The organism is Streptomyces antarcticus, from assembly GCF_026627255.1.
In the GTDB taxonomy this organism is placed as follows: domain Bacteria; phylum Actinomycetota; class Actinomycetes; order Streptomycetales; family Streptomycetaceae; genus Streptomyces; species Streptomyces antarcticus.
This window is the reverse complement of sequence record NZ_JAPNLM010000007.1, coordinates 85,215-98,139: the sequence shown is the minus strand read 5'-3', so window position 1 is coordinate 98,139 and position 12,925 is coordinate 85,215. Positions and strand designations below refer to the sequence as shown.

The 12,925-nt window shown below is 73.6% G+C and carries 7 protein-coding genes; 1 reads left to right on the top strand and 6 read right to left on the bottom strand.

What is annotated here, in order from left to right:
- Window positions 1-5: 5 nt before the first annotated feature.
- Together OTB16_RS13195 and OTB16_RS13190 are read right to left on the bottom strand one after the other, a co-directional pair.
- Window positions 6-809: a hypothetical protein gene (locus OTB16_RS13195; protein ID WP_267720323.1), complete on the bottom strand. Its 804-nt coding sequence runs from the start codon at window positions 807-809 to the stop codon at window positions 6-8.
- A complete protein-coding gene (locus OTB16_RS13190; RefSeq protein ID WP_267720499.1) occupies window positions 797-1,894 on the bottom strand; it encodes an MFS transporter in 1,098 nt (365 codons plus the stop codon). The genes OTB16_RS13195 and OTB16_RS13190 overlap by 13 nt, the downstream gene beginning before the upstream one ends.
- Window positions 1,895-2,032: 138 nt before the next feature.
- Here OTB16_RS13190 and OTB16_RS13185 point away from each other — a divergent pair, with 138 nt between their 5' ends.
- Window positions 2,033-2,965, top strand: coding sequence for a LysR family transcriptional regulator (locus tag OTB16_RS13185; protein WP_267720322.1), 933 nt, complete (start codon window positions 2,033-2,035; stop codon window positions 2,963-2,965).
- Window positions 2,966-3,036: 71 nt separating this feature from the next.
- Here OTB16_RS13185 and OTB16_RS13180 read toward each other — a convergent pair whose 3' ends face one another.
- Genes OTB16_RS13180 through OTB16_RS13165 form a run of 4 tightly spaced genes read right to left on the bottom strand, consistent with a single transcriptional unit; the run spans window position 3,037 to window position 12,924 of the window.
- A complete protein-coding gene (locus OTB16_RS13180; protein ID WP_267720321.1) occupies window positions 3,037-6,348 on the bottom strand; it encodes an amino acid adenylation domain-containing protein in 3,312 nt (1,103 codons plus the stop codon).
- Window positions 6,345-7,391 (bottom strand): alcohol dehydrogenase family protein, encoded by a 1,047-nt coding sequence (locus tag OTB16_RS13175; protein ID WP_267720320.1) that lies wholly within the window; start codon window positions 7,389-7,391, stop codon window positions 6,345-6,347. The genes OTB16_RS13180 and OTB16_RS13175 overlap by 4 nt, the downstream gene beginning before the upstream one ends.
- Window positions 7,388-10,318, bottom strand: a complete 2,931-nt coding sequence (gene uvrA / locus OTB16_RS13170; RefSeq protein ID WP_267720319.1) for an excinuclease ABC subunit UvrA — start codon at window positions 10,316-10,318, stop codon at window positions 7,388-7,390. Before uvrA ends, OTB16_RS13175 begins: the two co-directional genes overlap by 4 nt.
- On the bottom strand, window positions 10,315-12,924 hold the full coding sequence (locus OTB16_RS13165) for a condensation domain-containing protein (protein WP_267720318.1): 2,610 nt from the start codon (window positions 12,922-12,924) through the stop codon (window positions 10,315-10,317). Before OTB16_RS13165 ends, uvrA begins: the two co-directional genes overlap by 4 nt.
- Window position 12,925 lies beyond the last annotated feature (1 nt).

The following is a 12,925-nucleotide window of genomic DNA, read 5'->3' as shown; positions in this document are numbered from 1 at the left end:
TCGCGTCATGCGACCCGGCCGCCTTCCATGTCGAGTGCGCCCGGCCGCGACGCTTCGTGTCGTTCGATCACCACACGTATCTGCTCTGCCTGGGCTGCGGCTCGGTCCCGGCGCGGACGTGGAGTCATCGGATCGTGGGCTTCCTTCTCCAGGACGGGCAACCGCATGTGGCGTTCCGCGATGTCCCGGTCGGTGTAGGCGAGGTTGGCGCAGGTGCTGCGGCACAGCGATTCATCGGGCCCGTCGTCGGCGGGCACTCCGAGCAGCAGCTTCTCGGTGCGGCATGCTGCCGTCTCGGCGCGGTGGACGCAGGTCATGGCGTCGCCGTGGTGGATGTCGGTGTCGCTCTGTTCGAGGAGCCGTTTGACGCTGGCCTGCGCGCGTACGGTGCGGCCGAGGAAGGTCGCTGCGCCGGCGGTGCGGCGACGGTACTCGGATGCGGCCGGCCCGCTGACGTGCTCGTTGTCCTCATCCAGACGGGTCCAGTCGTCCTCGGACTGTTCGAGGACCATCTCCAGTCGCTCCACAGCGACGTCGTCCAGCCAGGAATCGTCGCCGGTGGCAGCGTAGTTCAGAGTGACTTTCGTCTTGAGATGGCCGTACTGCAGGGCGGCGGCGATGAGGCCGCGGGGTCGGCGGACGATGAAGTACGCGAGGGTGCGGCGGAAGCGCGACCCGTGCAGGTGCTTGATGGGATCTGGAGGAATCGCCGCTGTGCCATCGGCGGCGGTGAAGGTGGAGTTCACCCAGTCCTGGAGCCTCTGCAGTTCACGGATGGTCTTGCTGGAGCCCCACGTCAGGGTGCCCATTCGACGGCTCTTGCGGCCGCTGCTGCCGGGCAGGCGGGTCGGGAAGAGCAGGTCGGTTGCGTGGAGCGTCTCCAGCAGGTCGATGGCCTGGTGTACGGGGCGGGCAACGGCCCAGGGACGGCTGGCCGGTCTGTGTGACTCGGCCGCGGTGCGGTTGTGGCCCTTGCCGCGATGCCCGAGCACCAGCACGCGCGCAGTGCCCCGGCGGCGAGCAGGACCTCGTGCCGTCCGAACCGTGCGACGAGCCGGCGGGCGAGCCGTGAGCCGATGATGCCGCCGACGCAGGGCAGGCCGAACGCGAGGCCGTACTGCCAGGGGGTGAACCCGAGGTCGCCGAGCATGAGGACGGCAAGCAGCGGCGAGGTCGCCAGGATCAGGCCGTTGACGAGGACCGTGTTGAAGAACAGGGGGCGCAGGGCCGGGTGGGTCAGGATGTACCGCCACCCTTCGAGCAGGTCGCCGGGCCGGAGCCGCGCCCCGTGCACGCCGGTGCGCACGGGGGGCGGCTCGCTGCCGCCGATCGCACGGATTCCCGCGGCCGAGAGCAGATGGCTGACCGCGTTGGCCACCACGGTCATCGCCGGGCCGAACAGCCCGATCACGGCCGTGCCGACGGGCGGTCCGAGCACGGTGGCGGTCCAGGTCGTGGACTCGAACCGCCCGTTCGCGACGAGCAGGTCCTCCGGCGGCACGAGCGCGTTCAGGTACGCGCCACTGGCCGCGTTGAAGGCGATGTCGGCCGCGCCGACGACGACGGACACAACCAAGAGCTGGACGAAACAGAGCAGGCCGAACGCGTACGCGGCGGGGACGCTCATCAGTGCCACGAACCGGGTCAGGTCCATCGCGACCATCACCGGCCGCTTGCGGCGGAACTCCACCCACGGCCCGAGCGGCACCGCCACCGCGGCCCCCACCGCCAGCCCCGCGGCTGCCAGCACCGACACCTCGGCCGGCCCGGCGTGCAGCACGAGGATGGCGATCAGAGCGAACGCATCGAACGCGAGCCACGTGCCGAACGTGCTGAGCCCATACGCCGCCCACAGCCACCCGAACCGCCGGCCCAGCCGTCTCCCGCCCACCATGCTCAGCGCACCTCTCAATGCCTCATCCGAACACACCAGCGTTGACCAGTGAGAGCAAAACCCGCAGCACAACAGCAGGTCAAACAACCAATTAGCCAGCACGTCACAACCACACGTTGTGCACTAGGGTGGATCGGCATGGACCTCGACACCGTCCGGACCTTCGTCGCCGCCGCCGACGCGGGGCAGTTCCAGGAAGCCGCCGCCGAGCTGTCGGTCACCCAGCAGGCCGTCTCCAAACGCATCGCCACGCTGGAGCGCAACCTCGGCGCGCGCCTGTTCACCCGCACCGCGCGTGGCGCCCAGCTCACCATCGACGGGCAGGCGTTCCTGCCCCACGCGCGCGAGCTGCTGCGCGTCGCCGAGCGCGCGGTCGCGTCCGTACGCTCCGGCAGCCGTCCGCTGCGCGTCGACGTGATCAACTCGCGCGGCGCGATGTCGGGCCTGATGCGCGGCTTCCACCGCGCGCACCCCGAGATCGACCTCGACGTGCTGATGCTGTTCGACATCGAGACGGCCGTCGCCGCCATCCGGTCCGGTGCGATCGACGCGTCCTTCCGCGCCGTCGCCGTGCCCGGCCGGCCCCTTCCCGAGGACATCGAGTCCGTCCGGGTGCTCGACGAGCCGCTCCAGCTCCTCACCGGCCCCGCCCACGCGCTGGCGGGCGCCCGGTCGGTGACTGTCGCTCAGCTCGCCGGGCACCGGATCTGGATGCCCGGCATCGTCCCCGGTACCGAGTGGGCCGCCTACTACGACGATCTCGTCGCCGAGTTCGGCCTCACCATCGAGGCGACCGGCCCCAACTTCGGCTCCGACGCGCTCCTGGACACGGTCGCCGACACCCCTGCCCTGGCCACCTTCATGGGCGAGCAGACCCGCCTCGTCTGGCCCGCCGGCCACGGCCTGCGCCGCATCCCGGTGACCGACCCGACGCCCGTCTACCCGCACTCACTGATCTGGCGCCGCGACAACCCACACCCCGCACTCACCACACTCCGCAGCCACCTCTGCTCCACACAGCCCGACCGCACCGGCAGCGAGACGTGGACCCCCGCATGGACACAGCGGTGAGCAGCACCGCGCACGCCGACGGCCTGCGCAACACGGCGGCCGGCCGCAACGGCCCCGGCAACGCCCGCTGGTCATCGGCCGGGTGGCGTCAGGAATTGGTCCGGGTTGGTGGACACGTCCTGGAGGAGCTCGCTGTAGCGCTCGGTGAGGCGGGTCGCGTCCGTCTCCTCGTACCGGGCCAGCCGGAACTCGAAGGTGCCCGTCAGGCTTCCGTCCGCAGCCTCCTCGACCATCACCGCCGCGTCGAACTTCGCCGCGCCGGTCGCCACGGTGAGGGGTTCCACGGTCAGGCCCTCTAGTTCGGGGGCCCTGACGGCGGTGCCGCCGAAGGAGAACATCAGCTGGAAGACCGGGCTGTGCTCCCGGCCGCGCTCGGAGCACACCTCGCGTACTACGCGGTCGAACGGTACGTCCTGGTGACCGACGGCCTCCCGCACCGTGGTGCGGACCCGGCGCACCAGCTCCCGGAAGGTGCCGCCCGCGGGCACCTCGGTGCGCAGGGCCAGGGTGTTCACGAACAGGCCCATCAGTTCGCCGAGTTGGGGGAGGTCACGGCCGGACGACAGGCCGCCGACGACGAGGTCCTCGGCCCCCGTGGTGCGGTGCACCAGGGTTTTGAAGGCCGCCAGGAGCACCACGTACGGGGTGGTGCGCTCGGCGGCCGCCAGCGCGCGGAGGCGGCGGGAGGTGTCGGCGTCGACGGCGAACGGCAGGGACACGCCGCCGGGCCGGGCCGGATCCGCGCCGGGCGAGACGGGCAGCCGTGTCACCGCGGGGGCTCCGGCGAGCCGGCGTGCCCAGTAGGCGAGCTGGGCCGCTTCCTGCGGACCGCCTTGCGACGCGTGCCGGAGCCGCGCGTGCTCGGCGTAGGAGACGGGCAGCTCGGGCAGGCCGGCCGGCTCGCCGGTCAGCGCCTCCCGGTAGAGGCGGGACACGTCCCGGTGCAGCACGTCCAGCGACCAGCCGTCGCAGACGGTGTGGTGCATGACGAGGACGAGTACGTGGTCCTCCGCACCGAGCCGTAGCAGTGCCGTACGGATCAGCGGACCGCGGGCGAGGTCGAACGGCAGCGAGGCCAACTCGCTTATGGTTGTGCCGAGTTGTGCCGGGGACGCTCCTTCGAGGTCCGTCACGGGCAGGGGGTGGGCGGCCGCGGAGGCGGGCGGGGCGACGAACTGGGTCAGGAGGCCGTCCGCGAGGCGCAGGGTCGTACGCAGCACGCCGTGCCGCCGCAGGAGCCCGCGTACGGCCGCCTTCACGTGGTCGGGGTCCAGGGGGCCGGTCATGCGCAGGACGAGCGGCTCGTTGTAGGCGGCTCCGGACTTGCCCATCCGGTGCGCCATCCACATCTGCCGCTGCGCGGGGGTCGCGGGCGCCGTGACGACGGCCGGAACGGCCCGCGCGTCGGGGACGGCGTGTACGTCGGAGACGGCGTGTGCGTCGGGGACGGTGAGCGCCTTCGGGCCCACGGCCGACTCCGGGTCCGCGGCCGGGCCCGCGGGCGTCTTCGGCCCGAGGGCCGCCGGGGGCGGCGCAGCGGGGCGTACGGCGGTGCGCCGCGCCGTCTCGATACGGGCGGCGAGTCCGGCCACCGTCGGGGTCTCGAAGACCATGTGCTGGCGGATGTCCGCGCCCAGCGCCTCGCGGATGTGCGCGGAGAGCCGGGTCGCGGTCAGCGAGTCCCCGCCCAGCAGGAAGAAGTCGTCCTCGGCGCCGACGGAGGGCAGGTCCAGCAGCATGGACCAGATGCCCGCGAGCGCCGCCTCGACCGCGCTGCGGGGCCGTCGGCCGGAGCCGGCCGAAGCGGGCGCGGGCACGTCGAGCGGGAGCTCGCGCAGGGCGTTGCGGTCGATCTTGCCGTTCGGGTTCAGCGGGAGTTCGGGTACGGCGACCAGCCGGGCGGGGACCAGTCCGGGGGCGAGCCGGGCGCGCAGGTGCGCGCGCAGGCCGGCCGGGTCGGGGGCACCCTCCCAGACCACGCACGCCACGAGCTGGGCGGCCCCGGTGGCCGACTCCCGGGCCAGCACGGCGTTCCGGGCGACTCCAGGGTGGCTGCCGATGGCGGCCTCGACCTCGCCGGGCTCGATCCGGATGCCGTGCACCTTGAGCTGGTGGTCGATCCTGCCCAGGAACTCCACGTTGCCGTCCGGACGGCGCACCGCGAGGTCACCGGTCCGGTACATGCGTCCGCCGGGGACGGGTGACGCGGGATCCGGCAGGAAGCGCTCCGCGGTGAGGCCGGGGCGGGCGAGGTAGCCGCGGGAGACGCAGTCGCCGGCCACGTACAGCTCGCCGGGCTCCCCGTCCGGCACGGCGCGCAGGGACTCGTCGAGGACGCGCACGGAGATTCCGGGCAGGGGGGTGCCCACCGGGACCCGAGGCCAGGCGCGTACCTCGGCGGCGGGCGCCGAGGGCTCGTAGAGGAGTTGGGAGACGGTGCCCTCGGTCGCGCCGTACTCCTGTACCAGGCGCACCCCGCCGGTGAGCCACTCCCCCGCCTTGTCGGCGGAGACCTGCTCGCTGCCGACCACGAGCAGCCGCAGCGACTCCGGGGCGACGGGTGCCCCGTCGGGATCCCGGTCGAGTTCGCGCAGCCACTCGTACCAGTAGGCGGGGGTGAGCTGGAGGACGGTGACGCCCTGCTTCTCGATCACGCCGTGCAGGCTCGCGGCGTCGGCGAGCGACTCGTCGGGGTCCAGGACCAGGCAGGCGCCGGCGTACCAGGTGGAGAAGATCTCCTCGGCGGCGACCGAGAAACCGATGGACGCGAACTGCAGGACCCGGTCCTCGGGGGTGAGTTCCAGGCGGGCGGCGATGCCTTCGGCGAGGGAGGCCAGCGGGCCGTGGGAGAGCATCACGCCCTTGGGCCGGCCGGTGGATCCGGAGGTGTACGAGGCCCAGGCGAGGGTCTGGGGGTGGGTGGCTGCGGCCGCTGCGCCGGGCCGGGCGGCCGGCCGGGCGGGCGCGGGCGTCCGGGCGGGCGCGGGCGCCGGCGCGGGATCCGCGGGTTCGTCCAGGGACACCACCGTCGCCCCGTGCCGCGGGAGCCCGTCGCGCAGGGCCCGTACCGTGAGGACGACCGGGGCGGCCACCTCCTCCAGGACGAGCCGCAGCCGCTCGGCGGGGTACCCGGGGTCGAGGGGGACGCAGTAGCCGCCCGCCTTGAGGACGGCGAGCAACGCCACCGGCAGTTCGGGGCCGCGGCGCAGGTGGATGCCGACGGGGGTCTCGGGGCCGACGCCCAGGCCGTGCAGGAGCGGTACGAGCTCTTCGGCGCGCCGGTCGAGTTCCGCGTAGCCGATCACCTGGTCGCCGCAGTGCACCGCGGGGGCGTCGGGGGTGCGGCGGGCCTGTTCGACGACCCGGGCGTGCAGGGTCGTCACGGGATCAGCACCACCTTCGAGGCCAGGCCGGCGTCGAAGAGGCGGAAACCCTCGGCGGCCTCGGCGAGCGGCATGCGGTGGGAGATGACGAACGTGGGGTCCAGGCGCCCGGTGCGCACCAGGTTCATCAGCGGCTCGCGCACGCTGATCGGGTCGCCCACGACGAACCGGAGGGTCAGTTCCTTGCCGAAGGCCAGGCCGGTGGGCATCGGCATCGCCGTGGAGGCGTGCGCGCCGGCCGCGCTGACGGTGCCGCGCGGACGGACGATCTCCAGGGCGCTGAGCAGCGAGGCGTCGGTGCCGACGGCTTCCAGGACGACGTCGGCCCCGCGTCCGCCCGTCAGCTCGCGGACCCGTTCCACCAGGTCCGGGCCGGGGGCCAGGCCGACGGCCCCGTGTTCCTCGGCGAGTGCGCGGCGGGCGGGGAGCGGGTCGACGGCCAGGACGGTGGCGGCGCCGAGGATGCCGGCGGCCTTCATGGCGAGCAGTCCGACGGGGCCGCAGCCGACGACGGCCACGGTGTCGCCGGGCTTGACCCCGCCGCCGGTGGCGCAGGCGTATCCGGTGGACAGGACGTCGCCGATGAGGAGGGCGCGCTCGTCGCTGACGTCCTCCGGGATCGGGGAGAGCACGACGTCGGCGAAGGGCACGCGTACGTACTCGGCGTGGCCGCCGGCCACGGCGGTGGTCCCGACCACGGTGTCGTAGCCGAACAGGCCGACGCGGTCGCACTGGTAGTGCCAGCCGCGGCGGCAGTTCCAGCAGGTGCCGCAGGCGATGACGTCGGAGGCCACGACCCGGTCCCCGGGCCGCAGGTGGCGCACGTCGGGACCGACCTCCTCGACCACGCCGGTGAACTCGTGGCCGGTCACGGTGCCGGGGGTGAAGGAGTCGATCTCGCCGCGGTAGGGGTGCAGGTCGGTGCCGCAGATGGCGGAGCGGACCACGCGGACCACGGCGTCGCCGGGGGCGGTCACGGTGGGTGCGGGGATGTCGTCCGCGACCTCGACCTTGTACGCGCCGTGCCACTGCAGGGCCTTCATGACTGTTCCTCCCCCGGGCCGGTGGCCGGAATCTCGATCTCGGACTGGGCGTGCCCGCGGGCGGCATCCCCGGCGGATCGCCGGGCCGGTTCCCCGGCGGGTTGCCGGGCCGGTTCCGCGGCGCGTTGCCGGGCGGCTTCCCCGGCGGCATCTCCGGCGGGCGGCGGGTCCACCGGGCCGGCTGCCGCGAGCCGGGACAGCTGGGTGGCCAGGAACGGCGCCAGCGCGCTGGCGGTTTCGGCGGCGACGGACTCCGGGTGGCCGGTGGCCACGACGGCCCCGCCGTCGGTGCCGCCGCCGGGTCCGAGGTCGACGATCCAGTCGCTGGCCGCCGCGAACTCGATGCTGTGCTCGATGACGATCACCGTGTTGCCGCGGTCGACGAGGTCGTGCACGACCTGGAGCAGCAGCTGCACGTCGGAGAAGTGCAGTCCGGTGGTGGGCTCGTCGATGAGGTACAGGGTGCGGCCCTGGCCGCCGCGCAACAGCTCACGGCTGAGTTTGAGCCGCTGCGCCTCGCCGCCGCTGAGGGTCATGGAGTCCTGGCCGAGCTTGAGGTAGCCCAGGCCGACGTCGCTGAGCACCCGCAGGGGTTCGGCGATGGACGCAACGTCGTGGAAGACCTCCAGGGCCTGCGCGGCCTCCAGGTTCAGGGTCTCGGCGATGTTCAGGCCCCGGCAGTGGATCTCCAGGGTCTCCGGGGAGTAGCGCAGGCCGCGGCAGGAGGGGCACTCGACGCTGACGTCGGCCAGGAAGAGCATCTCGATGCGGATGACGCCCTTGCCGAGGCAGCGGTCGCACCGTCCGCCGCCGCGTTCGGCGTTGAAGCTGAACTTGGAGGTGGAGTAGCGGCGGCGCACGGCCTCCTCGGTCTTCGCGAACATCTTGCGGATCTCGTCGAAGATGCCGATGTACGTGGCCGGGGTGGAGCGGGAGGAGGCGCCGATGGACTCCTGGGTCACCGTCACGATCCGCTCGAAGTGCTCCCAGCCGGTGAGCTCGCGGAAGGCTCCGACGGGGACGCGCCGGAAGCGCAGCGCCTCGTCGAGCGCGGGTTGCAGGGTGCGCGTCACCAGGGAGCTCTTGCCGCTGCCGCTGACACCGGTGACGCAGGTCAGCAGTCCGACCGGGAACGCGGCGTCCGCGTCGCGCAGGTTGTGCAGGCGGGCGCCGGTCACGGACAGCCAGCGGTCGCCGGGGGTCCGCCGGGTCGCGCGCGGAGAGCGTACCTGCGCCTCGTCGCGCAGGTACGCGCCGGTGCGGGAGTCGGGGTGGGCGATGACGTCGGCGGCGGGGCCGCTGGCGATGACGCGGCCGCCGCGGGTTCCGGCGCCGGGGCCGAGGTCGACGAGGTGGTCGGCCGCCTCCATCGTCTCGCGGTCGTGTTCGACGACGAGGACGGCGTTGCCCGAGGCGGCCAGACGGCGCAGCATCGCGATGAGCCGGCCGTTGTCCTTGGCGTGCAGACCGATGGACGGCTCGTCCAGTACGTAGGTGACTCCGACGAGGCCGCTGCCGAGCTGGCGGGCCAGGCGCAGCCGCTGGCCCTCGCCCGCCGAGAGGGTGGGGGCGGAGCGGTCGAGGGACAGGTAGTGCAGGCCCACGTCGAGCATGAACTCGATGCGGGCGGAGATCTGCTCGAGGAGTTCGGCCGCTATCTCGGAGAGGAAGCTCTGCTCCAGTTCGCCGCGCACGGTCCCCAGCCAGGTGCCGAGGCGGGTGATCGGCAGGGCGTTGACCTCGGCGATGTTGATGCCGGCGAGCGTGACGGCGAGGGCCTCGGCGTGGTGCCGGGTGCCGGAGCAGCTCGTACAGGTGATGGCCGACATGAACACCTGGTAGAACTGCTTGCGCCCCGGGGAGTCCGCCTCCCGGAAGAGGCGCTCGATGTGCCCGGTGAACCCGTCGAAGGGCCGGGCGCGCAGGTGCTCGGCGAGTTCCGGCGCCAGGTCGCGTTCGGTGCTGCCGTGCAGGACCACGTCGCGCAGCCCCGGGGGGAGTTCGTTCCAGGGGGTGTCCAGGCTGCCGCCGCCGAGGGCGACCAGGTCGGGCAGTTCGCGTACCGGCCACCAGGTCTTCTTGCTGCCTCGGCGGTCGCCGAAGAAGGTCAGGGCGCCGGAGCGGATCGACTCGTTCTCGTCCCCGACGAGCAGCGCGGGGTCCACGCGCAGGATGAACCCGAGCCCCTCGCAGCCCTCGCACATGCCGATCGGCGAGTTGGGGGTGAACCACTGGGAGGACGTGGCGCGGGCCCGGGTGCCGCATTCGGCGCAGACGAAGCCCTCCCCGATGTGCCGGACGGTCTCGGTGCCGCGCAGTACGACGAGGTGGCGATCGGTGCGCAGGGCGGACTCGATGTGCTCCCGTACGGCGGAGAACTCGTCGGCGCCGGAGTCCGGGCCGACGGCGGCGAGGAACCGGCCGGGGCGGTCGCCCGCGGGCGGCTGTCCCACTTCCAGCCGGGCGTCGCGGGCGTGCTCGCGCAGCCAGTCCACGTGCTCGGCGGCGTCGCGGGGGTGGATGTCGCCACCACAGGTGCGGCAGTTGTGGCGGCCGGCCCGGGCGAAGAGCAGCCGGAGGCGGTCGGAGATCTCGGTGATGGTGCCGACGTTGGAGCGGGGGTTGCGGCTGATGGTCTTCTGTTCGATGGCGACGGTGGGGCTGAGGCCGCTGATCCAGTCGACCGCCGGCTTGGGCACCTTGGGGAGCTTGCGGCGCACGTAGGCGGAGAGGCTCTCGAGGTACTGGCGGTAGCCCTCGGCGTAGATGGTGTCGAAGGCGAGGGAGGACTTGCCGCTGCCGGAGACGCCGGTCAGGACGGTCACTCCGTGCCGGGGCAGGTGCAGTTCGGCGATGTCCAGGTTGTGCTGGCGGACGCCCTTGAGCACCATCCAGTCCCGGTCGTGGTTGCTGCTGGCCGTACTCATGGTGCGGTGTCTCCTCCGGAGAGCCGGGCGGAGGCCCGGTCTATGCGGCCGTCGGGGGTCAGGGGCAGCCGCTCGCCGACCACGAGGGTGTCGGGGGTGGTGAAGCCGGGGAGGGTGCGGCGCAGGTGGGCGCGGAGCACTCCCTCGTCCCCCTCCGCCCCGGTGGTCCCCGCGTAGGCGGTGATCGTACCGTCGGGACCGGTGGTCACGACCGCGCCGTGGACCGCGGGGTGGGCGGTGAGCGCCCATTCGACGTCGGCGAGGCGGACGCGGTAGCCGTCGCGCTCGGTGTACTCCCCGCCGGGGCCCAGGAGTTCGAGCCGGTCGCCGGGCAGCCGCCGGGCGGCCAGGCCGGTCGCGAGCGGGTCGGCGCCGGGTCCGGCGGCGACGTACAGCTCGCCCTCGGAGCCGTCGAGGACCTCTCGGCCCGCCGGGTCCAGCAGGGCCGAGCCGGTCCCCGGGTCGGGGACGAGGGGCCCGCGCGGGCCCGCGCCGAGGTCCGCGAAGGGCAGCGGCGGCAGGCCGGGGGCGCCGAGGGCCCGTACGAGGCGCAGGTGTTCGGCGCCGGGCAGCCGGACGGGGTCGCCGCCGGTGGCGACGGCGACCCGCAGCCCGGTGAGGGGGGCGCCCGGCCGCGCGGCGAGCGCGGCGAGCAGGGGGCCCGGCAGGGCCGCGGCGGTGGCTCCGGAGCCCGCCGGATCGGGCAGGCCCGCGCCCTCGTGCGGGGCCAGGCACAGGACGGCGCCCGCGGCCAGCGGCAGCAGGGTCTCCAGTGCCGCGGTGGGGGCGCCGGCGGGCGCGGTCCGCAGGAAGCGGTCCGCGGCGGTGAGGTCAAGGGCCGCGGACCACTGCCCGAGCAAGCCGTCGGGGCAGGCGGGGACGGGGGCGGGGGCCTGCCCGCCGTCGGGGGCGGTGCCGACACCGGCACCGGCACCGGAGGCGGTACCGGTACCGGTGCCGGTACCGCCTCCGGTGCCGGCCAGCGCGTCGACGGCCGCCACGAGGGCCCCCGGGGTGGGGTCGGCCTCCACCAGGGCCCACAGTTCGCCGTAGCTCACGGTCCGGTTCCCGGTCACCACGGCGGGGCGGCCGGGTTCGGCGGCGGCCAGCGCGTGCACCGCCCGCACGGGCTCGGCGGTCGGTGCCGCCCCCGCGTCGACGTCGGGGTGTACGGTCCGCGGCCGTACGGCGACGGGCAGCGCGGCCACCGGGGTGTCGGGGCCGTCGAGCGCGGCGCCCAGGAGGGCGGTGAACTGGGCCGCGAGGCGCGGCACGGTGTCCTCGTCGAAGAGGTCGGCGTTGCAGAGCAGTTGCATGCGCATGCCGTCGACCTGCTCGAAGTGGCGCAGCTCGACGTCGAACGGGGTCGAGGGGCGCTCGGCGGCGGCCTGGATCTGCTCGAAGCGCAGGCCCGCCAGCTCCAGGGTCGCCATGCTGTGCTGGGCGTGCACGGAGAAGAACATGGCCTGCGAGATCGGGTTGTGGGTGTCCTCGCGCCGCTTGGCCAGCCGCAGCGACAGGCGGTGGGCGGGTACGTCGGCGTGCTCCTGGGTCTCCAGCACCGCGTCCCGGACCCGGACGATCAGCTCGCGGAAGGTGAGGCCGTCGCCGCGCAGGTCGGCCGGTACGGCGACCAGGTTGCCGAAGTCACCGATGACGTTGGCGACTTCGGCCCGGTCGCGGTAGGCGGTCAGCGTGCTGGTGGCGAAGGTGTCGTGGCCGCAGGAGCGGTGCAGCCACAGCTGGAAGGCGGCCATCAGGGTCATGAAGGGGGTGACGCCCACGGTGCGGGACACCACCCGGACCCGCTCGGACAGCTCGTGCGGCAGGTCGAACCAGTGCACGAGCGCGCCGAAGCTGCGGCCGGCCGGGCGGGGGCGGTCGGTGGGCATGTCCAGTGGTACCGGGGCACCGGCCAGCCGCTCGGCCCAGTAGTCGAACTCGGCTTCCATCCGGGCGTCGTCGAGGTAGTCGCGCTGCCAGGCGGCGAAGTCGGCGTACTGGATGGGCAGCGGCGCCAGCGGCGACGGCTTGCCCTCGCTGAAGGCCCCGTACAGGGTCACGATCTCGCCGAGCAGGATCCGCATCGACCAGTCGTCGGTGACCAGGTGGTGGGTGGTGAGCAGCAGGACGTGCTCGTCGGCGGCGAGCCGGAGCAGCCGGCCGCGCAGCAGGTGGCCGCGGGTGACGTCGAAGGTGCGTGAGCGCTCCTCGACGGCGAGCCGCTCGACGGCCCGGTCGCGCTCGTCCCGGTCGAGCCCGGTGAGGTCCTCGACGGGCAGCTCGAAGTGCGGCGGCACCGGCTCGACGGCCTGGACGACCGTACGGGCGAGGTGGTGGAAGCTGGTGCGCAGCACCTCGTGGCGGTCGACGAGCTCCTGGAAGCTCCGCTCGAGGACCGCGGTGTCGAGCGCGCCCTCGATGCGCAGCGCCATGGGCGCGTTGTACAGGGAGGTGCCGGGCTTGAGGCGGGCGTTCCACCACACCCATTCCTGGGTGAAGGAGAGCGGGAACAGGTTCAGTCCCTGGGCGCCGGAGGCCATCAGGTCCTCCAGGCCCCGGCGCTCGCGGGCGGACAGAGCGGCTATCTTCGTGGCCCATTCCACG